Consider the following 19,302-nt stretch of genomic DNA (forward strand, 5'->3'; position numbering starts at 1 on the left):
CAGGCGCCGAGACAGCGGGGGCGGCCATGATCCTCGAAAGGCGAGGGCGCGTGGCCGTTTGACCGCAAAGGGCGCCATGGCAGACCAGGCTACACACGATCTCAGGCAGACACCCCTTCATGGGCTGCACGTTTCGCTCGGCGCGCGGATGGTCCCGTTTGCCGGCTATGATATGCCGGTCCAGTTTGAAGGCGTGAAGCCAGAGCACCTCTGGACCCGCGAGCATGCCGGCCTGTTCGATGTCTCTCATATGGGGCCGTGCTTCCTGACCCTGAAAGACGGCCCGTCAGGCAGCGAAGACGCCCACAAGGCAATTGCCGCGCTGATTGAGGAAGTCGTTCCGAGCAACATTGCCGGTCTCAAGCCGGGGCAGGCGCGGCTGACCACGCTGCTCAATGATGATGGCGGGATCCTCGACGACCTGATTATCACCCGTCTGCCGGATGAGAAACAGAACGGGCGGCTCTACATCGTCGTCAACGGCGCCGTGAAAGCTCAGGACTGGGCGCTGTTCGAGAAACAGTTCAAGGGCCGGGCAGTGCTCCAGCCCGCCGATCACCGGGTCCTGATGGCCCTCCAAGGGCCTGAAGCCGTCGAGGTCCTGAAGGATGAGTTTCCGGGCTGTGAGGATCTTGGTTTCATGAAGGCCATGCTGGCCGCCTGGGAGGGGGCAGAGTGCATGGTGTCGCGCTGTGGCTACACCGGTGAAGACGGGTTTGAAATCCTCATACCGGCTGATGCGGGCCAGACGCTTGCTGCAAAGCTGCTGAAAGATGACCGGGTAAAGCCGATCGGCCTGGGCGCGCGCGACTCGCTGCGCCTTGAGGCAGGCCTCTGCCTGTATGGGCATGACATGGACGCGACGCGCACGCCGGTCGAGGCAGACCTGCAATGGGTGATCCAGAAGTCACGCCGCGAGCGCGCTGATTTCCCCGGCGCAGCAAAAATACTCGACCAGCTTGCCAATGGCCCGGCCGAAAAGCGCGTCGGGATCCGGCCGCTTGAGCGCGCCCCGGCGCGTGAAGGGACCGAGATTCAGGTGAACGGAGAAACCGTCGGCATCGTTACATCCGGTGGGTTCGGCCCGACGGTCGATGCGCCCGTCGCCATGGGCTATATCCGCGCCGACCTCGCCGAACCGGGCACGCAGATCGAACTCATGGTGAGGGGCAAGGCGCGCATGGCGGAAGTCGCCGCACTGCCTTTCGTCGAGCACAATTACAAACGTTGAGGACCAGCCAGATGACGCAGAAATTTACCCAGCAAGTCACCTTCTACACCGAAGACCATGAATGGGTCACCGTGCACGGCGACCTCGCCACGGTGGGCATCACCCGCTACGCCGCCGACCAGCTTGGCGATGTGGTCTTCGTCGAGACGCCCGAGGTTGGCAAGACCGTCAAGAAGGGTGACGAGATGGCCGTCGTCGAGAGTGTGAAGGCCGCCTCCGACGTCTACGCGCCCATGTCCGGCGAGGTGATCGACGCCAATGGCGCGCTCGCCGACGCACCGGAAAAGGTCAACGAGCATCCCGAGACCGAAGGCTGGTTCTGCGTCATCAAGTTTTCCGATGGCGCCGAAACCGAGGGCCTCATGGATAAAGATGCCTATTATGAATACTGCAAGGGACTTGCCTGATGCGCTACCTGCCCCTCACACCCGAAGACCGCAAGGCGATGCTCGCCGTCACCGGCGCGGCGTCGATTGACGATTTCTATGCCGACGTTCCCGAAGCCGCCCGCCTTGGCGGCAAGATCGACGGCCTGCCTGACCATCAGGGCGAGCTGGCGGTCGAGCGCCACATGGCGGCGCTCGCGGGGAAGAACCGGACCGCGTCCGAAGGCCGCTTCTTCGTGGGCTGCGGGGCTTACAAGCACCATGTGCCAGCCACGGTCGACCACATTATCCAGCGCTCGGAATTTTTGACGACCTACACGCCTTACCAGCCGGAAATCGCGCAGGGCACTCTTCAGACCCTGTTTGAATTCCAGTCCCAGGTCGCGGCCCTGACAGCGATGGATGTCGCCAATGCCTCCATGTATGACGGCTCGACGGCCTGCGCCGAGGCGGCGCTGATGGCCTGCCGGGTGACCCGCCGGCGCCGCGTGGTCCTGTCTGGCGGCCTGCACCCGCACTATGCCTCGGCGACCCGAACCGTCTGCGAAGCGCAGGGCATCGAGGTCGTTCAGCTGCCGCCGGCTGTCGATGGCGAGCTGGCGCTCAGCGACGCGGTCAACGACAAGACAGCCTGCGTCATCGGGCAAAGCCCGAATGTCTTCGGCACGGTCACGGACCTGACGCCGGTCTCCGAAGCCGCGCATGCTGACGGGGCGCTGCTCGTCTCGGTCTTCACTGAAACGGTCGCGCTCGGCATGGTCACGCCGCCGGGCGAGATGGGCGCCGATATCGCGGTTGGCGAAGGTCAGTCGATCGGCAATGCGCTGAACTTCGGCGGGCCTTATGTCGGCCTGTTCGCGACCAACCAGAAACATGTCCGCCAGATGCCGGGACGGCTCTGCGGCGAGACGCAGGACGCCGATGGCCAGCGCGGTTTCGTGCTGACCCTGTCGACGCGCGAGCAGCATATTCGCCGGGACAAGGCGACGTCGAATATCTGCACCAATGCGGGCCTCTGCACGCTCGCCTTCACCGCGCACATGACGCTGCTGGGCGACAAGGGCCTCACCCAACTCGCCACGCTCAACCACGAAGCCGCCTGCCTGCTGGCGGATGCTCTGGAAGAAGTGAAGGGCGTTGAGATCCTGACACCGCGCTTCTTCAACGAGTTTGCCTTCCGGGTGCCGGGCAATGCCGAAGCCGTGCTCGCCGAACTGGACGAGCTTGGCGTCATCGGCGGCGTGCGCGCCTCCCGGCTCTTCCCGGGCAAGAAGCTGGATGATGTCATCATCGCCTGCGCGACCGAGTGCACGACGGAAGAAGACATCGCTGTCTACGCTGAAGCGTTGAGGGAGGTGCTATAGTGACAGACACCCCCCAACACCAGGACGCCTGGGACCACAAGCGTGCCATCATGGAGTATGAAGCTTTCCTGCAGGAACGCTTCCGCGCCATCGGCATCAGCCCGGCACGCCTCAACAAGCGCAAGCAGCAATTCCAGGCGATCATCGACAATCCCGAGGTCTGGCGCGAACCGGACAGTTTCAAAACGCTCTATTCGAACCTGCGCCGCGAGATCATCGCCATGGGCGCGGTCAATGTCAGCGTTGCGAACAAGCGCATCCGCGAGAAGTTTGGCGCCAATTCCCCGCATTTTGTGGAGACCCACGCATGACCATGAATTCCCAAGGCCGTTCCACAACGCCAACCGAGGCAAGCTCAATGTCCGATATCCATACCGTTTCCGGCTCGCGCGGTCTGCAGCAGCGCGAAGACCTAATCTTCGAGACGGGCTGCGTCAACAAGACCGGTGTCGACCTGCCCAAGCCGAAGGGCGTGAAGCCCCGCCTTGGCGGTGTTGCCCGCAAGCGTCCGACCGACCTGCCGGGCCTGTCGGAACCAGAAGCCGTTCGCCACTATGTGCGGCTCAGCCAGAAAAATTACGCCATCGATCTCGGCCTCTTCCCGCTCGGCTCCTGCACGATGAAGCATAATCCGCGGCTGAATGAGAAAGTCGCGCGCATGCCGGGCTTCGCCGACATCCACCCGCTGCAGCCACAATCGACGGTTCAAGGGGCACTGGAAATGATCGACCAGCTGGCGACATGGCTGAAGACGCTGACCGGCATGCCCGCCGTGGCGATGAGCCCGAAGGCCGGCGCGCATGGCGAATTCTGCGGCATGATGGCGATCCGCCGGGCCCTGATGGCGCGCGGCGAAATCGAGACGCGCACGCGCGTGCTTGTCCCCGCTTCGGCCCATGGCACGAACCCCGCAACGGCGGTGCAGTGCGGCTTCAAGGTCGATGAGATCAAGGCCGACAAGCGCGGTCGCGTCGACATGGAAGACCTCAAGGCCAAGCTGGAAGACAGCTCGGATATTGCCGGCATCATGCTGACCAATCCGAATACGTGCGGCCTGTTCGAGACCGATATCCGCGAGATCGCCGACCTCATCCACGCGGCCGGCGGCTATTTCTACTGCGACGGCGCGAACTTCAACGCGATTGTCGGGCGCGTGCGTCCCGGCGATCTCGGCGTCGATGCGATGCACATCAACTTGCACAAGACCTTCTCGACGCCGCATGGCGGTGGTGGACCGGGTGCAGGCCCGACCGTGTTATCCGAAGCGCTGGCCGACTATGCGCCCGTGCCGTTCGTCGTGAAGGATGAAGATGGCTTCCACCTGGTGGAGGAAACGAAAGGGGAGGGCGAGGACGCTTTTGGCCGCCTTTGCGCCTTCCACGGCCAGATGGGCATGTTCACGCGGGCGCTGACCTATATGCTGAGCCACGGCGCCGATGGCCTCAAACAGGCGGCCGAAGATGCCGTTCTCAACGCCAATTATATCCAGGCACGGCTGAAGAAGGTCATGACGCCAGCCTTTGACGGCTACTGCATGCACGAAGCGCTATTCTCCGATGCCTTCACCGCCGAGGGTATCGAAACGCTGGACATCGCCAAGGCGCTGATCGACGAGGGCTATCACCCGATGACCATGTACTTCCCGCTGGTTGTGCATGGCGCCATGCTGATCGAGCCGACGGAGACCGAGAGCAAGGCCGAACTCGACCGGTTCTGCGACGCGCTTGCCGCGATTGCCGAGCGGGCCGCCAGCGGTGATGAGAGCCTGAAGGGGGCGCCTTATCTTGCTCCGATGCGCCGTCTCGACGAGACGCAGGCTGCTCGCAAGCCGGTGTTGCGCTGGGTCCCGCCAGAGCCGGAGTCGCTTGCGGCAGAATAGCCCAGTCGGCTTAAAAACGGGTAATTCACGGGCTTTTGAGTCTCCGGCCAATTGCATTTGCTGGCTGGCTCCGGCACGCTGTGCTTACAGAATGGTGAAGTGTGTTATTCGGGATTTGCGCCTGAAATTCATCACATTCAAACCATCTTCTAGGCAGAACTAGAAACGATATCCATATAGGCCCGAATGTTGAATTCAGAGCCAGAGCCGGACACAGACTCCGAGGCAGATAGCAAGAGGAAACGCCGCGTGCCGCTGCAGACCGTGACAACAGGACTCCGCACTGTGGTGCGCCAGTTCCTGGCGCTGCTCGGCCTGTTCTTCATCATTATTGCCATTCCGATCGCCTTCCTGACGCCGATCCTGCCGATTGGTCTGCCGCTTGCGATCCTCGGCGTCGTCCTGCTGGGACGTAACGCGATCTGGGGCAAGCGCTGGATGGAGAATATGCTGGCGCGCAACCCCCGCCTCGAACGCTTCGCGCCGAACTGGCTCATGCGCGCCGTCTTCGGCCGCGAAAAGAGTAAGACCGGTTAGGCGGGTCACCGCGCCTGCGCTTCGGTAGGCAGACACGCCCGACAACAGGACAAGAAAAAGCCCCGCCGGATCGTTTCGGCGGGGCTTTTTTGAATTCGGGTCCGGAGCAGGGCGCCTAGTTGAGCGCCTTGTCGATTTCTTCCAGCGCTTCGGTGAACAGGTCACCACGCTTGCTGGAGCTCGAAATGATCTCCTTGGAGGCGCGTGTGGCTGCGTCAGCGGCGGCCCGGCGGACATCCTGTGCGGCTTCGGCTTCGGCGCGCGCGATACGGGCTTCGGCCTGGGCTTCGCGGCGGGCCACCTTCTCGGCGAGGTCCTTGCGGGCCTGCTCGACCATCAACTTGGCGTCAGCCTTGGCCTGCTGGATCATGGCCTCGGCCGTCTGGTCGGCCTCTTTCTGCTTGCGCTCGGCCTCAGCCAGCATGGCGGCTGCTTCCTCACGCAGGGCGCGGGATTCGTCGAGCTGCTTCTGGATGTCGCCAGCGCGGTCGTCGAGCGCCTTGCCGACAGCCTTGAAGGCGCCGAGAGCGGCAGCGATGATCAGGAAGACGATAAGCGCCGCCGTGGCAACATGGGTCACCGGATCGAGGAACGGGGCAACGATGTTCATGAAGGTCGCGCCGGACTCATGGGCACTGCCGCTCGTTTCAGCGGCGAAGGCGAGCGGTGCGCTTGTCGCGGCGAGGAGAACGGGAACCAGACGTTTCATCATCATTTGCTCCTAGTCCTTGGTCGCGCGCTGGACGGCGGCCTTGGCATCGGTCTCACTGACCGAGACGCCGAAGCGGGCCAGCATGGCCTGGGTGGTTTCGGTCGCGATGGAATCGACATTCGAAAGCGCTTCGGACCGGACCTTGCGGATACGGGCCTCGGCTTCCTCGAGACGCGTCGCGAGATCGGCATCGACTTTCTGCGTCTCGGCAGCAATCTCGGCTTCGACCTTGTCACGGGCCTTGTCGGCCGTCTCGCGGGCCTTGGAACGGGCTTCGGCGAGGTGGAGCTCCTGCTGGCGCTTGGCTTCCTTGGCCTGTTCGTCGAGGCGGGCCGCTTCGTCCAGCGAGTCGGCGATGGTGTCGCCGCGTTTCTCGATCACACCGCCGAGTTTCGGCAGCACGAAGCGGGACAGGACGATGTAAAGACCGCCGAACATGATCACCAGCCAGAAGAGCTGGGACGGGAAGTGCCACGGATCAAAAGGCGGGAAGGCAGCGCTTCCGCCGGTTGCGCCATGGGCGGCTTCAGCAGCAAAGGACAAGAGCATCATGGCCTAACCTTGATGAACAGGTCGAAAAGGGAAATCGGCCGGCCCGCCAGGCGGGCCAGCCGGATCTGATTGGGGTGTCGTCAGACGACGAACAGAATCAGGATGGAGACCAGGAAGGCCAGAATGCCGAGCGCTTCCGAGAGGGCCATACCGATGAAGAGGTTACCGGTCTGCTGCGGGGCAGCCGACGGGTTGCGCATGGCGGCGTCGAGGAACGAGCCGAAGATGTTGCCCACACCGATTGCCGCACCGATCATGCCGAGCGTGGCCAGGCCTGCGCCGACATATTTGAGGCCGAGAGTGATATCGCCTTCCATTTCGTGATCTCCTTTGGGAAAGACTGATTTAGGTTTGGTGCCCGTGAAGCCTGTTCGTGCGGGCGCGTCAAGTGTTGTGGCACGGCGCGATTGGCCGCACCGGCGAAGAGACGTCCTTAGTGAGCCGGGTGAAGCGCGTCGTTCAGGTAGACGCAGGTCAGGATCGCAAACACATAAGCCTGCAGGCCGGCGACCAGGAATTCGAGTGCGTTGAGTGCCACGCCCATGGCGAAAGCCAGCGGTGCAATGACGATATAGGCGCCGCCCAGCGTTGCCAGTGTCACCGCGAAACCGGCAAACAGTTTCAGCATGATGTGCCCGGCCAGCATGTTGGCGAACAGACGCAGCGCGAGGGTGACCGGGCGGGCGATGAACGAGATGACCTCAATCGGCACCAGCAGCAGGTAGATCGGCCACGGCGCGCCAGCGGGCGCGAACAGTTTCAGGAACTTCAGGCCGTTCTTGTAGAAGCCATAGAAGATCACGATCGAGATAACGAGCAGGGCGAGGGCCGCCGTCACGATAAGGTGGCTCGTCGTGGTGAAGGCATACGGCACCATGCCGATCATGTTCGCGAAGAACACGAAGAAGAAGAGGGTGAAGACGAACGGGAAGAATTTCAGGCCTTCCTCACCGGCCGCGCCGCGGACCATGTCGGCGACAAAGCCATAGCCGATCTCGGCAATGGACTGCATGCGCGATGGCACGAGCTTGCCGCGCGAGGCAGCCATGCCGAAGAAGGCGACGATCAGCACGCAGCCAAGCAGCATGTAGAAAGAGGCATTGGTGAAAGAGAGGTCGAGTCCGCCAATCGGACCGATCTCGATCAGCTTCTTCACCTCGAACTGGTGCATCGGGTCGGCGATTTGCCGGAACGAAAGATTCATCAGCCCTGGTTCCCGTTTTCCGGACCGTCTGACTGGTCCGATCCCTGACTTTGCGCGTTCGCCGTCAACTGGCGATAGGCGCGTATAACATTGAGGATACCGGCTGCAAGGCCGAATCCCAGCATAACAAGCAATCCCCACGGCTTGGTGCCGAAGAAGTGGTCGATCACCAGTCCGATCAGGATCCCGACAAAGACCGACGCCCCGAATTCCGCACCATAGCGAAGCGCAAGACCGCCAGCCGAGACGTTGCCTTCCATCTCCGCATCGCGGCGCGCCTTCTTGGCTTCCCTTGCCGCCCGGTCGGCCTGAGCTTTTGCGATGCGCTCGCTAAGATCATTCCGCTCTGGACCGGCCATGGAAAACACCTGAATGCCGCTCGATACAGACATGGGGAGGACCCCCTGCCATTTGCGCCGGAAGCTATTTGAGAGGTGTTTGCAAGTCAAGCCAATGTATTGCGGCGTAATGCTTTGAAAAAGAACGAAAATTTAGCAAATGTACTTTTGCCGCAGGGCCTATTCCGCTGCGACCAGTTCTTCGGCAGCATCCAGATCCACCGAAACCAGTTTCGAAACGCCTTTTTCCCGCATGGTGACGCCGAACAGCCGGTCCATCCGGCTCATCGTCACCGGATTGTGGGTAATGACGATGAAACGCGTATCGGTGCGCCGGCGCATTTCATCGAGCAGGCGGCAATAGCGGTCGACATTTGCATCATCCAGCGGGGCATCGACCTCGTCGAGCACACAGATCGGCGAGGGGCGCGACAGGAAGACAGCGAAGATCAGCGCCGTCGCCGTCAATGCCTGCTCGCCGCCGGACATCAGGCTCAGCGTGCCAAGGCGCTTGCCGGGCGGCTGCGCCATGATCTCAAGGCCCGAATCAAGCGGATCGTCGCTATCGACCAGGCGCAGTTCTGCCTCGCCGCCGCGGAACAGCGTGGTGAAGAGCGCCTTGAAGTGCTCGTTCACGCGTTCAAACGCTTCGAGCAGGCGGGCCCGGCCTTCATCGTTGAGGGCAGCGACCCCGTCGCGCAGCTTGGCGATGGCGGCAATCAGGTCTTCCTTCTCGCTCGCCTGCGTGCCAAGCCGTTCGGCCAGCTCCTCGGCCTCGGCTTCGGCTTCCATGTTGACGCCGCCAAGCTGGTCGCGGTCACGGCGCAGGAAATCGAGCTGCCGGTCAGCTTCGGAAACTTCCAGCGTTTCCAGCTCTTCCTCGTCGATCCCGGCGCGGGCCAGCGTCATCAGGCCTTCCGGCATGCGCTGGAACTGGGTGCGCGCGGTCTCGACCGCGTCTTCCAGGCGGCTTTCGGCATTCTCCAGGCGGACTTTCGCACCCGCAAGTGATTCGCGCGCTTCCATGGCGGCGTTCGCCGTTTCGCGGGCGTGCTGCTCGCTCTCGCGCGTGGTGCTTTCCTTCTCGGCGAGGCGGTCTGCGGCCCGCTTGCGTTCTTCCTCGAACTGGGCAACCCGCTCGGCCAGCGTGTCGATCTGGCCCTGCATCTCTTCCGGTTTGGAGCGCGCCCGTTCGGCGTCGGCGGCCGCTTCCGAACGGCGTTTCAGGAGATCCTGCAGCCGCTGCTCGCTATTGGCGAGGCGGCCTGTCCAGCGCTCGACATCCTTCTGGAAGCCCTCGCGACGGGCAATGGCCTGCTCACGGTTGCGGGTAATATCAGCCAGCCGGCCGCGGCATTCGGTTTCGTGTTCGCGTGCCCTGGTCAGCGCCTCGCGGGCACCGATCGCAATGGTCTCCAGCCGCTCCAGCTCTGTATCGTCACCGCCGATGGAAACCAGCGCCAGCGATTCCTCGACGCCGCGCAGGTCCGACTCGACACGCGCGAGCGCCTCACTGGCCGATTCGCGCTTGACGTCCGCGCGCTCGAAGGCCTGCCGCGTTTCAGCGGTGGCGGATCGGGCGCGGTTCAGCTCGCTTGCCTTGGGCGAGACCAGCTTGCGCGCCTCTTTCAGGTCGTCTTCCGCTTCTGCCCGCTGGGCTTTTGCCGCAGACAGGGCCTCGGCGGCTTCGTCGAGTGTTTCGCGCGCCGGACCGATTTCTGCCTGGGCGGCTTCCAGCCGTGCCTGCTGGGCCAGACGCTCGGCAGCCGAAACAGGGGCATCGGGTGTGCGGGTGAACCCGTCCCAGCGCCACAGATGGCCTTCTGTGGTGACCAGCCGCTGGCCGGGCTTCAGCCCTGTGGCGAGGCGGGCACCGTCCTCGACGCTGACCACACCGCATTGCGAAAGGCGCGCGGCGAGTTCGCCGGGGGCCTCGACGAAATTATGGAGTGGCTCAGCCCCGGCGGGCAGGGCGTCGGTCTTGATCTCGCTGCCCGCCCAGTAGAGCGATGAATCGCGCTGGGTCGAGGCCTGCAGGTCATCGCCGAGGGCGGCGGCGACCGCCTTCTCATATCCATCGCGTGTGCGCACCCGGTCGATGACGGGTGGGGCCTTCGGGCCCGAGGCCTGCTTCAGGAGGCGCTCAAGCGCTGCGATCTCCGACTCGAGCGTGCGCACCACCTGGTCGGCTTCATCCTTCGGACCCTGGGCTTCAGCCTCGGCCTCGCGGGCTTCAGCCAGGGTGGCTTCTGCCGCATCGACGGCGCGTTCGGCGTCATGCAGCGCCATCTCGGCGGTTTCTTCGGCCTTCTCGGCTTCAGCCAGCTTCGCCTGGAGTGCAGCGGTGTCCGGCATGTCGGCCAGCTGCTGCTTCAGCCGGTTGGCATCGGCTTCAAGGCTCGCCTTGCGCCGGCGCTGGGCTTCCGCGCTGGCTTCGGCTGCCTGACGCTCTGCCTTCATCGAGGCTAGCTTGGCCGCCACATCATCGGCAGCGGCCTGGGCGTCGTTCAGCTGTTCGCGGGCGGCTTCAAGGTCGACCTTGGCCTTGGCTTCCAGCTCTTCATTCGCCTTCGGGTCTTCCGTCGGCAGGGCGGCGAGATTGTCCTTGGCCTCTTCGAGGGCCTGGGCGGCTTCGTCCTTCTGGGCCTGTTCGCGCTCGATATCGTCCATCAGCCGACGCGCTTCGCTCTCATGGCGGGCAAGCAGGTCAGCGGCATTCTTGCGTTCGGTTTCGAGCCGGGCAAGGTCGATCCGCGCCTGTCCGAGTTTGCCGGAGACAACGGCTTCCGCATCGCGAAGCGGCTGCAGGCCTTCGCCGGCTTCGATGCGGCGGGTCTCGGCGACGGCGGCCGCGCGCGAAGACTGCTCGACAGCCTCACGGCAGCGGGCCAGTTCAGCCTCGGCCTGCGCCTTGGCCTCTCGGGCCGCCTCCCATTTAAGGTGCGCGAGGAAGGCTTCGAGCGCGGAAATCCGCTCCGACAGTTCCTTGTACTTGCGGGCCTTGCGCGCCTGGCGCTTCAGGCTTTCCAGCTGGCGCTCGACTTCGGCCGACACTTCCGACAGGCGCTCGAGATTGGTCTCGGCGGCGCGCAGCTTAAGCTCGGCCTCGTGACGGCGCGTATTGAGGCCGGAGATACCGGCAGCTTCTTCGAGGATGCGGCGCCGGTTCTGCGGCTTGGAGCCGATGAGTTCCGAGATCTGGCCCTGACGGACGAGAGACGGCGAATTCGCGCCGGTCGAGGCGTCGGCGAAGATCAGCTGGATATCCTTGCCGCGAACGGTCCGGCCATTCAGCTTGTAGGTCGAGCCAGCGCCACGCTTCAGCCGGCGCTGGATTTCCAGCACGTCGGAAGCATTGAATTCCGGCGGGGCGGTGCGTTTCGAATTGTCGAGAACAAGGGTGACCTCTGCCAGCTCGCGCGCCGGGCGCTGCTGCGAGCCTGAAAAGATCAGGTCATCCATTTCCCCGCCGCGCATCGCCTTGGCAGAGCTTGCGCCCATTGCCCAGCGGAGCGCTTCGAGGAGGTTCGACTTGCCACAGCCATTCGGGCCGACGATGCCGGTCAGCCCCGGGAGAACCGGGACCTCCTGCGGGTCGACGAAGGATTTGAAGCCTGCAATGCGCAGTTCTGTAATGTGCAAAGACAGGCTCCCCCTGTTGAAGTTACTCCGGATCAGCCTCGCCGGAGGTCGGTTCGACGATTTCCATATCGCCGGATTCGCTCGTGGAGTCTGCTTCCGGTGCAGCCTCTGGCTCTTCAGCCGTATTCGTGGCGGCCGGTGCGTCCTCGCCGAGGGCTTCGTCGAGAACCGCTTTCATGCCGTCCCAGCGGCGCCATTCATAGCCGGGCAGAACCTGGCCGTTGAGCAGGACGGTGGGCGTTCCGGTCACGCCGTCATTCTCGCCTTTCGACACCGAGCTTGCGATGGCGCGGCGGATATCGGAGTTCTGCAGGCAGGCTTCGAAGCTGGCGTCGTCCGTGATGCCGTGATTGGCCGCGACCTGCTTGAGGGCAGCCTTCACCTGTCCGCCTTCGCGCGCGAGGCTGAGGATGCCGCGCTGGCGCTCGAACAGTTCTCCCAGCACGTCGAAATACTGGTCTTCGCCGGCACAGCGGGCGACGGCAAAGCCAGCGACGGCGATGTTTGCAGGCGCGGTCGGGTATTCGCGGAAGATGAACTTCACCTTGCCGGTTTCGACATATTCTTCCTTCAGCTGGCCGACGACGTCGTTCTGGTATTGAAGACAGGCCGGGCAGGTCCAGGATGCATATTCGATGATCGTTACCGGCGCATCGTCTGCGCCGAGGACCATTTCCTCGACCGCGGCATTGTCGACCGATGCGTTGCCGCTGGACGATGAGTCGTCTGCGGCGCCACAGGCGGCTGCGGCCATCAGCGTTCCAGCGATCAGTACGGCGCGGCGGGACATGAACTTCATGATCATAACCTTTGCTTAAGAATTGGGTTGGAGTGGTTTCCAATAGGTTAACGGCGCGCCCGGCACGCCTGTAGCATCAGGACTCATCGGTCGTTAGCACAGCCTCTCCCAGCGCCAAAATGGCCTTGCGCAGTGCCGGGTCTTCGATCGAGGCGACGGATTCGTCGAGAAATTTTCGCTCGTCTGCGCTGAGCGGGCGCTTGCGTTTGCGGGCAGCCGGCATTCCGCCGCGCGTCAGCGGCCCCTGCGTGATCCGGACCTCCCGGATGTCGCCGCCCAGCGAGGCGGCAACGCGCTGGCGGATCGTTTCGCTCTGGTGCTGCACCATGGTCGAGGCGGCCGGGATGCATTTCACACTGAGGACGCGGCCCTTGCCCTTGCCGCTCGCGCCGATCTTTTCGGGCTCGCATACCTTGGCGAGCTGTTCGCCCACGATCTCCGGCCAGAGCAGTTTCAGACGGCCAATGGCCGGGCCCTTGTCCGGCACTTTCTTGCGCGCAATCTGCAAGGCGAGCTTGCCGAAGGAGTCGGGCAGGGCATCGGCGCGCTTGCCCCGCTGGTATCGCAAGGCGATACGCGCGCGCGCTTCTTCCAGCGGATCGAGGCTTGACCTTGCAACCATGAGGGCGATTGTGCCGCGCATGCGATCAGGTGAAAAGACCGCGCATGCGGTTTCAACAAGATTTGACGGTCTGCCGGCGGCGCTGCTCGACTGGTATGCGCGCCATGCCCGCGATCTGCCATGGCGGATCGGGCCGGGTGAGCGTGCGCGAGGCGTCACCCCGGATCCCTATCGGGTGTGGCTGGCCGAGATCATGCTGCAGCAGACGACCGTTCCGCATGCCGCGCGCTACTTTCACGCCTTCACCGAAACCTGGCCAACCGTGGAGGATCTTGCCGGCGCCGACGATGGCGACGTCATGGCCGCCTGGGCAGGGCTTGGATATTACGCGCGCGCCCGCAATCTGCTGAAATGTGCCCGCGCGGTTGCCGAGGCAGGCGCCTGGCCGAAGACCGAGGACGCGCTGCGCAGCCTTCCCGGCATCGGCGCCTATACGGCCGGGGCCGTTGCAGCGCTGGCTTTTGGCGAACGGGCGCCGGCGGTCGATGGCAATGTCGACCGTGTGTTTGCGCGCCTGCTGGCCGCGAAGGGACCCTGGAAAGAGGAAAAGGCGCGTATCGCCGCGCTCGTCCGGGCGCTTGTTCCCGCTGACAGGCCGGGCGAATTTGCCGAAGCGCTGATGGACCTTGGCGCGACCATCTGCACGCCGAAGCGCCCAAACTGCCTGCTTTGCCCTGTCCGGGACTGGTGCGCCGCCCACGGCGAAGGCGAGGTCGAACGCTATCCGGTCAAGCCTGAGAAAAAGGCCCGGCCGCAGCGCCGCGGAGAGGTTTATGCCGTGTTCCGGGGTGGCGACGTCCTGGTCGAGCGCCGGCCCGATCGCGGCCTGCTGGGCGGGATGCTGGCGCTGCCGACAACGGAATGGCTGGAAAGCGGTATGGCAGAGCGGCCGGGCTGGGCCGATGGTGGCGACGCGATCGGGGAGGTTCGTCACGTCTTCACGCATTTCGAACTGCGCCTGACCGTGAAGCGGCTGACGCTGGCAGATGCCCCGTCCGGTTTCGAGTGGATGTCGGCGGATGAGGCGGGCGAAGCCTTTCCCAGCGTCTTCAGGAAAGCGCTGAAGCTCGCGCGGTAAAGCATCGGTCTTCCGTTGCGCGCCAGACCGCTGCTTCATGCCATTGTGTTTGCGCAAGTATCCGTTCGCAAACGACTCTGTTTCCTCCGAACTGGCTTCAGGCCTGATCGGCCTTGCGGTACTCCTCATCGCGTTCGGATCCGATCAGGTCGCGCACGGTCTCTTTGGCATAGCCAAATTCCTGCAAGACGCGGCCGGCAAGCTGCAGGCCGGCCTCGATAGCATCCGGGATGACAAACGTCGCCCCGGCCTTGCGCAGGGTCTTGCCGTGCTCGGCGTCGCGGGCACGGGCAAAGACCGGTACGGTCGGCCGCAAGGTCCGGATCGCGCGGACCATGTTCTCCGCGCTTACGGGGTCATCTACCGTCACGACGAAGAGCGACGCGCCTTGTGCGCCGGCCACTTCCAGCATTTCCTTGCGCGCCGCATCACCGAGTTGAACCTGCCAGCCTTCATTCCGGCCCATCTGGACCGAGTGGAAGCTGCGCTCCATGATCACGATGTCGGCCTGCTCTTCATCGAGGATACGGGCAATCGTGCGTCCGACCCGGCCGAACCCTGCGATGATCACATGGCCTTCGCGTTCGGAAAAGTCGTCATTCGGCATCTGCGGCGCGTCTGGCACCTTTATCCGTTTGGCGAGCGACTGGCCGAGCCGGGAACCAAGCGGGATGAGCAGCATGGAGAGGCCCGCAACGGCTGTGACGGGCGTGGTCAGTTCCGGTCCGAGAATGCCGGCCCCAGCAGCGGCAGCCATGACCACAAAGGCAAACTCGCCGGCCGGCGCCAGAAGGAAGGCACTTTCGGTCGCGACATTGGCGGGTCCGGCGAAGAGGCGCGCAGCCCCCCAGGCGACGATGGCCTTGAGGATGATCAGACCGGCAAGGCCGCCAAGCACGATGGGCGCAATCTCGGCGATCACCGCCAGGTCGATGCTCATGCCGACCGTCATGAAGAAGATGCCGAGCAGCAGGCCCTTGAACGGGTCGAGATCGACCTCGGTCTGATGACGGAATTCGGTCTCGCCAAGCAACAGGCCGGCAAGGAAGGCGCCGAGGGCAACCGACAGGCCTGCCATACCCGTCATGACAGCAGCGCCGATCACGACGAACAGGGTCAGCGCCATCAGGAAATCGCGCCCGCCCGTACGGGCTGCCAGCCGGAACACGTGCTGCAGGACGAAGCGGCCGGTAATCACGATGATCACGATGGCGATCAGCCCCTCAAACAGGGCGCGCAGCACGGTCTGCACGATGTTCACGCCGGTTTCGGGCGACAGGAAGCTCACAAAGATCAGGATCGGCGCGACAAGTATGTCCTGGAAGAGGAGTACGCCAAGCGCCGTTCGTCCGGCCGGGGTTGCGGCGCGGTGTTCGCTGGTCAGCACCTGCATGACGATGGCGGTCGATGACAGAGCAAGCGCAAGGCCGATCACGGCCGCGGCCTGCCCGTTGACGCCGAACAGCCAGAGGGTGGTGCCGATCAGCGTGGCGCTGAGGATCGCCTGCAGTCCGCCCGCGCCGAACACGATCCTCTTCATGTCCCAGAGCTTTTCAAATGAAAGCTCAAGACCCAGCAGGAAGAGCAGGAACAGGACGCCGAGTTCGGCGAAGGGCGCAGCGGCTTCAGGCTCGGAGACGGTCAGGAACTGAAGTGGCTCCCAGAGATGTTCGAAGGCGCCAAGGCCATGCGGGCCAAGTGCCACGCCCGCGATGAGAAAGCCGGCAACGGCGGGCAGCTTGAGGATCCGGAATGCCGGGACGATGACGCCCGCCGCAAACAGGAAGACGAGCATGTCCTTCAGAAAGATTTCCTGGCCTTCATGCCCCATGACAGCTCCACGCGCGAATACCCGGCAACCCGGGATTTGTCCCCGGTCACCATAGGCGGTTCGGCCGCGAGCGTCAGCCCGTCGTCAGCGGGAACCTGCCTTTGTGCCTGCGTGCCTCAAAGGCGGTCAGTTGAGGCCCATTTCCTGCCGGTAGCGGCGGCGCAGCAGGTCGATCGGAGCAAGGTCGCCCTTCGGCGACTCATAGTGCCAGAAGGTCCAGCCATTGCAGGCCGGGGCTTTCATGACATGCGCGCCGAGCCGGTGGATCGAGCCGGAGGCATCGCCCGTCGACAGGCTGCCATCGATGCGAATGCGGGCATAGTGCCGCTTCTTGGGAGACCACAGCCGGTCGCCCGGTTTGAGCCAGCCATTCTCCACCAGCGCGCCGAACGGCACACGGGGCAGGGCTTTCGCGCTTTTCTGGGTTTCCAGGGCATCGTCGCCAAGCGGCGTGATTGCGGCGAGGCGCTCGCGCGAGAGGCGGATATAGGCCGGGTCCTGCTCGATGCCGACATAGTCCCGGCCGAGCATCTTGGCGGCAGCCGCCGTTGTACCGGTGCCGGAGAAGGGGTCGAGCACGACATCGCCGGGATTGGTTGTCGCCAGCAGGACGCGTTTCAGCAGCGCTTCGGGCTTCTGCGTCGGATGGGCCTTCTTGCCCTGGCCGTCCTTCAGCCGCTCGCCGCCCGTGCAGAGCGGGATCGTCCAGTCGGAGCGCATCTGCTTGTCTTCATTGAAGGCTTTCAGCGCGTCGTAATTGAAGGTGACGCGGGATTTCTCGGTCTTTGCCGCCCAGATCAGCGTCTCGTGCGCGTTCTGGAACCGTGTGCCCTTGAAGTTCGGCATCGGATTCGACTTCAGCCAGATGACGTCGTTCTGGATCCAGAAGCCGGAATCCTGCAGGATCGCGCCGACGCGGAAGATATTGTGGTACGAGCCGATGACCCAGATCGCGCCATCGTCCTTGAGGACACGGCGGCATTCGGTCAGCCACTGGTGAGTGAACAGGTCATACGCATCGAAGCTGTCGAACCGGTCCCAGGCATCGTCGACACCATCGACGGCCGACTGGTCGGGCCGTGTCAGGCCGCCGCCAAGCTGCAGGTTATAGGGCGGGTCGGCGAAAACGAGATCGACCGATTTGTCCGGCAGGCGCGACAGCACGTCGACACATTCACCTTCAATGATCGTATTGCGGATCAGCTCCATGGCGTGTCAGCCCCTCTACACGAATCAACAAGAATCGCCATTCCCGCCCTGATTTGGTTTCCGCTTCGTTACGCAGTGAATCCTTCAGCTGCAGACGGACGCTCCGGGCACATTGTTTCGCAATCGTAACGATATTCGCGCCCTGTGGACAAGTCTGTGGATACATTCTGTGAAAGATCTGGACTGGCTGTGGGCACCGTCACTCAGATATCCAGCCGCATCTGGCCATCCGGGGTTTCGGGCGGGCGGAAGAGGTCTGTACGCAGGCGCGGGCGAGGGGCATCGAGGCGAAGGCGCCGGGCGGTTTTCTGGAAGCGCTGGGCGATCAGTCGGGCATGCGGGCCCCGGCCGCGTCCGCGCTCGAACCAGTTGGAATCGTAATCCTGGCCGCCGCGCATCTCGCGCAGCAGGTTGATGATGCGGGCCGCGCGTCCGGGATAATGCTCGGCCAGCCACTCATGCACGATATCCTTCAGCTCATAGGGCAGGCGCAGCATGACATAGCCCGCGCTTGAGGCACCATTGTCGGCGGCCGCTTCGAGCAGGGCTTCCAGCTCCGGCTCGTTCAGCGCCGGGATGATCGGCGCCGTCATGGCGATGACGGGGATACCGGCATCGGCAAGCGCCCGGATCGTCTCCAGCCGCCGGTAGGGAGCGGCAGCCCGCGGCTCCATCAAGCGTGAAAGGCGCGGGTCGAGCGTCGTGATCGACACCCCGACCCGGGCGAGGCCCCTGGCAGCCATCGGGGCGAGGATATCGATATCCCGCTGGATCAGCGCCGACTTGGTCAGCAGCGTGACCGGGTGATTATGCGCCGACAGGATCTCCAGGAAGGTCCGCGTAAGCCGGAGGCGCCGCTCGACGGGCTGATAGGCATCGGTGTTCATGCCAAGCGCGATCGGCTTTACGACATAGGACGGGCGCGACAGCTCGCGCTTCAGGAGCTCTGGCCCGTCCGGCTTGAAGAACAGCTTGCTCTCGAAATCGAGGCCCGCAGACAGGCCGTGAAAGGCGTGTGTCGGGCGCGCGAAACAGTAGACGCAGCCATGCTCGCAGCCGCGATAGGGGTTGATCGTCCGGTCGAAGGAAATGTCCGGCGAGCGGTTGAAGGTGATGATCGTCTTCGCCGCTTCCGGTGTCAGCGTCGTCTCGAGGCGCCCGGCGGCTTCTTCCACCGTGCCCCAGCCATCATCGAAGGCCTCGCGCGCCTCGCGTTCGAAGCGGCCGGTCTGGTTCGAGATTGCGCCGCGCCCGCGATGCTCGAAACGCTCGGCAACGCCGGCACAATCGTCGCGCGATACACGTCCTGTCGGTTTGAGTTTCTGCGTCTGTCTCATTCCTGGCAAATTCAGCACAAGGAGCGGAACAAAACAAGAACAATCGGCGCAAAGCCTGTGGATGGAAGCAGGCCGGCCGGCGCTCTTCCGGCGTATCAGCCGCGCATTGTGTTGAAGCTGTAGATCATCCCGCGCAGGTGGGATGGCAGGGAGGCCGGGATGAACAGGTCGATGTCGGAAGACAGGGTCAGGCCGTCCGGCAGCGCGCCCACCTTGCTGGATACCGTGTTCAGCGTCATCGGCGATTTCTCAAAGCAGCGGCGGGCGCCAGACTCGCGGAAAATCGTCACGACATGATTGTGGCGACTGTCCTCGCAGATGCGGGTGTAGATCCGCTCGACCTCTTCTTCCGGGCCTTCGAGAATCTGCAGGAAATTCATGCCATTGAACAGCAGCGTGCCTGACACGCCGGCTTTCTTGTTGTTCCGGATGGCGGATTCGAGCACGTCCTGCATGTCTTCGGCGGACAAGTGGGTGTGAGAGGTGCTCACATAGGCAAGGCGGTACATTAAAGGCCCTTGTTGTTACGTTTGCTGACTTGGTTCAATGCAGCGCCCGGCGTCTATAACCTCAATCAAGAT

The 19,302-nt window shown here is 63.7% G+C and carries 19 protein-coding genes; 7 read left to right on the plus strand and 12 right to left on the minus strand.

All coding sequences use genetic code 11. The annotated features are described in order from the left end of the window. Positions 1-76: 76 nt before the first annotated feature. From gcvT to D1223_RS03500, 6 genes are all read left to right on the plus strand, one after another. Positions 77-1,231 carry a glycine cleavage system aminomethyltransferase GcvT gene (gcvT, locus tag D1223_RS03475; RefSeq protein ID WP_119374998.1) on the plus strand — a complete coding sequence of 385 codons (1,155 nt, stop codon included), beginning with the start codon at positions 77-79 and terminating at the stop codon, positions 1,229-1,231. Between the two features lie 11 nt (positions 1,232-1,242). Then, complete coding sequence (gene gcvH, locus D1223_RS03480; protein ID WP_119374999.1) at positions 1,243-1,638, plus strand: glycine cleavage system protein GcvH; 396 nt, start codon at positions 1,243-1,245, stop codon at positions 1,636-1,638. Next, positions 1,638-2,981 carry an aminomethyl-transferring glycine dehydrogenase subunit GcvPA gene (gene gcvPA / locus D1223_RS03485; RefSeq protein WP_119375000.1) on the plus strand — a complete coding sequence of 448 codons (1,344 nt, stop codon included), beginning with the start codon at positions 1,638-1,640 and terminating at the stop codon, positions 2,979-2,981. Before gcvH ends, gcvPA begins: the two co-directional genes overlap by 1 nt. Beyond that, complete coding sequence (locus D1223_RS03490) at positions 2,981-3,292, plus strand: hypothetical protein (protein WP_119375001.1); 312 nt, start codon at positions 2,981-2,983, stop codon at positions 3,290-3,292. The genes gcvPA and D1223_RS03490 overlap by 1 nt, the downstream gene beginning before the upstream one ends. Beyond that, the gene (gene gcvPB, locus D1223_RS03495) at positions 3,289-4,860 is read left to right on the plus strand and encodes an aminomethyl-transferring glycine dehydrogenase subunit GcvPB (protein WP_119375002.1); all 1,572 of its coding nucleotides are present in this window, start codon (positions 3,289-3,291) and stop codon (positions 4,858-4,860) included. Before D1223_RS03490 ends, gcvPB begins: the two co-directional genes overlap by 4 nt. Positions 4,861-5,109: 249 nt before the next feature. After that, entirely contained in the window at positions 5,110-5,397 is a 288-nt protein-coding gene (locus D1223_RS03500) for a hypothetical protein (protein WP_199288185.1), read from the plus strand. Between the two features lie 115 nt (positions 5,398-5,512). Here the strand turns inward: D1223_RS03500 and D1223_RS03505 are convergent, their stop codons facing one another. The 8 genes from D1223_RS03505 to D1223_RS03540 all read right to left on the minus strand — a co-directional run bounded on the left by D1223_RS03505 (position 5,513) and on the right by D1223_RS03540 (position 13,266). Further along, positions 5,513-6,106 carry a F0F1 ATP synthase subunit B family protein gene (locus D1223_RS03505; RefSeq protein ID WP_158588388.1) on the minus strand — a complete coding sequence of 198 codons (594 nt, stop codon included), beginning with the start codon at positions 6,104-6,106 and terminating at the stop codon, positions 5,513-5,515. A 12-nt stretch (positions 6,107-6,118) separates the two neighbouring features. Beyond that, on the minus strand, positions 6,119-6,661 hold the full coding sequence (locus tag D1223_RS03510) for a F0F1 ATP synthase subunit B family protein (RefSeq protein WP_119375004.1): 543 nt from the start codon (positions 6,659-6,661) through the stop codon (positions 6,119-6,121). A gap of 80 nt (positions 6,662-6,741) precedes the next feature. Beyond that, positions 6,742-6,978: a F0F1 ATP synthase subunit C gene (locus tag D1223_RS03515; protein WP_084417925.1), complete on the minus strand. Its 237-nt coding sequence runs from the start codon at positions 6,976-6,978 to the stop codon at positions 6,742-6,744. Positions 6,979-7,094: 116 nt separating this feature from the next. Then, the gene (locus tag D1223_RS03520; RefSeq protein ID WP_119375005.1) at positions 7,095-7,865 is read right to left on the minus strand and encodes a F0F1 ATP synthase subunit A; all 771 of its coding nucleotides are present in this window, start codon (positions 7,863-7,865) and stop codon (positions 7,095-7,097) included. After that, positions 7,865-8,257, minus strand: coding sequence for an AtpZ/AtpI family protein (locus tag D1223_RS03525; protein ID WP_119375006.1), 393 nt, complete (start codon positions 8,255-8,257; stop codon positions 7,865-7,867). Before D1223_RS03525 ends, D1223_RS03520 begins: the two co-directional genes overlap by 1 nt. A 126-nt stretch (positions 8,258-8,383) precedes the next feature. Next, positions 8,384-11,845, minus strand: a complete 3,462-nt coding sequence (gene smc / locus D1223_RS03530; RefSeq protein ID WP_119375007.1) for a chromosome segregation protein SMC — start codon at positions 11,843-11,845, stop codon at positions 8,384-8,386. Between the two features lie 22 nt (positions 11,846-11,867). Beyond that, positions 11,868-12,644 (minus strand): DsbA family protein, encoded by a 777-nt coding sequence (locus D1223_RS03535; protein ID WP_158586631.1) that lies wholly within the window; start codon positions 12,642-12,644, stop codon positions 11,868-11,870. Positions 12,645-12,720: 76 nt separating this feature from the next. Beyond that, positions 12,721-13,266, minus strand: a complete 546-nt coding sequence (locus D1223_RS03540; protein ID WP_158588389.1) for a DUF721 domain-containing protein — start codon at positions 13,264-13,266, stop codon at positions 12,721-12,723. Positions 13,267-13,285: 19 nt separating this feature from the next. Between D1223_RS03540 and D1223_RS03545 the strand changes: the two genes are divergently transcribed. Beyond that, positions 13,286-14,344 (plus strand): A/G-specific adenine glycosylase, encoded by a 1,059-nt coding sequence (locus D1223_RS03545; protein ID WP_119375010.1) that lies wholly within the window; start codon positions 13,286-13,288, stop codon positions 14,342-14,344. Between the two features lie 97 nt (positions 14,345-14,441). On the opposite strand, the gene D1223_RS03550 is transcribed toward D1223_RS03545, so the two are convergent. From D1223_RS03550 to D1223_RS03565, 4 genes are all read right to left on the minus strand, one after another. Further along, positions 14,442-16,175: a cation:proton antiporter domain-containing protein gene (locus D1223_RS03550; protein ID WP_119375011.1), complete on the minus strand. Its 1,734-nt coding sequence runs from the start codon at positions 16,173-16,175 to the stop codon at positions 14,442-14,444. 126 nt (positions 16,176-16,301) lie between these two features. Further along, a complete protein-coding gene (locus tag D1223_RS03555) occupies positions 16,302-17,384 on the minus strand; it encodes a site-specific DNA-methyltransferase (protein ID WP_119375012.1) in 1,083 nt (360 codons plus the stop codon). 203 nt (positions 17,385-17,587) lie between these two features. After that, positions 17,588-18,721, minus strand: coding sequence for a PA0069 family radical SAM protein (locus D1223_RS03560; RefSeq protein WP_119375013.1), 1,134 nt, complete (start codon positions 18,719-18,721; stop codon positions 17,588-17,590). A gap of 95 nt (positions 18,722-18,816) precedes the next feature. Continuing rightward, the gene (locus tag D1223_RS03565; protein WP_119375014.1) at positions 18,817-19,230 is read right to left on the minus strand and encodes a BLUF domain-containing protein; all 414 of its coding nucleotides are present in this window, start codon (positions 19,228-19,230) and stop codon (positions 18,817-18,819) included. Between the last annotated feature and the right edge of the window lie 72 nt (positions 19,231-19,302).

Origin of the sequence: Henriciella mobilis (genome assembly GCF_003576285.1) — a bacterium.
In the GTDB taxonomy this organism is placed as follows: domain Bacteria; phylum Pseudomonadota; class Alphaproteobacteria; order Caulobacterales; family Hyphomonadaceae; genus Henriciella; species Henriciella mobilis.

Bases quoted from the DNA above. Each gene is read 5' to 3' on its own strand.
- gcvT (WP_119374998.1), top strand. From the start codon at position 77: ATGGCAGACCAGGCTACACACGATCTCAGGCAGACACCCCTTCATGGG.
- gcvH (WP_119374999.1), top strand. From the start codon at position 1,243: ATGACGCAGAAATTTACCCAGCAAGTCACCTTCTACACCGAAGACCAT.
- gcvPA (WP_119375000.1), top strand. From the start codon at position 1,638: ATGCGCTACCTGCCCCTCACACCCGAAGACCGCAAGGCGATGCTCGCC.
- gcvPB (WP_119375002.1), top strand. From the start codon at position 3,289: ATGACCATGAATTCCCAAGGCCGTTCCACAACGCCAACCGAGGCAAGC.
- D1223_RS03505 (WP_158588388.1), bottom strand. From the start codon at position 6,106: ATGAAACGTCTGGTTCCCGTTCTCCTCGCCGCGACAAGCGCACCGCTC.
- D1223_RS03510 (WP_119375004.1), bottom strand. From the start codon at position 6,661: ATGATGCTCTTGTCCTTTGCTGCTGAAGCCGCCCATGGCGCAACCGGC.
- D1223_RS03515 (WP_084417925.1), bottom strand. From the start codon at position 6,978: ATGGAAGGCGATATCACTCTCGGCCTCAAATATGTCGGCGCAGGCCTG.
- D1223_RS03520 (WP_119375005.1), bottom strand. From the start codon at position 7,865: ATGAATCTTTCGTTCCGGCAAATCGCCGACCCGATGCACCAGTTCGAG.
- D1223_RS03525 (WP_119375006.1), bottom strand. From the start codon at position 8,257: ATGTCTGTATCGAGCGGCATTCAGGTGTTTTCCATGGCCGGTCCAGAG.
- D1223_RS03535 (WP_158586631.1), bottom strand. From the start codon at position 12,644: ATGAAGTTCATGTCCCGCCGCGCCGTACTGATCGCTGGAACGCTGATG.
- D1223_RS03540 (WP_158588389.1), bottom strand. From the start codon at position 13,266: ATGGTTGCAAGGTCAAGCCTCGATCCGCTGGAAGAAGCGCGCGCGCGT.
- D1223_RS03545 (WP_119375010.1), top strand. From the start codon at position 13,286: ATGCGATCAGGTGAAAAGACCGCGCATGCGGTTTCAACAAGATTTGAC.
- D1223_RS03550 (WP_119375011.1), bottom strand. From the start codon at position 16,175: ATGGGGCATGAAGGCCAGGAAATCTTTCTGAAGGACATGCTCGTCTTC.
- D1223_RS03555 (WP_119375012.1), bottom strand. From the start codon at position 17,384: ATGGAGCTGATCCGCAATACGATCATTGAAGGTGAATGTGTCGACGTG.
- D1223_RS03560 (WP_119375013.1), bottom strand. From the start codon at position 18,721: ATGAGACAGACGCAGAAACTCAAACCGACAGGACGTGTATCGCGCGAC.
- D1223_RS03565 (WP_119375014.1), bottom strand. From the start codon at position 19,230: ATGTACCGCCTTGCCTATGTGAGCACCTCTCACACCCACTTGTCCGCC.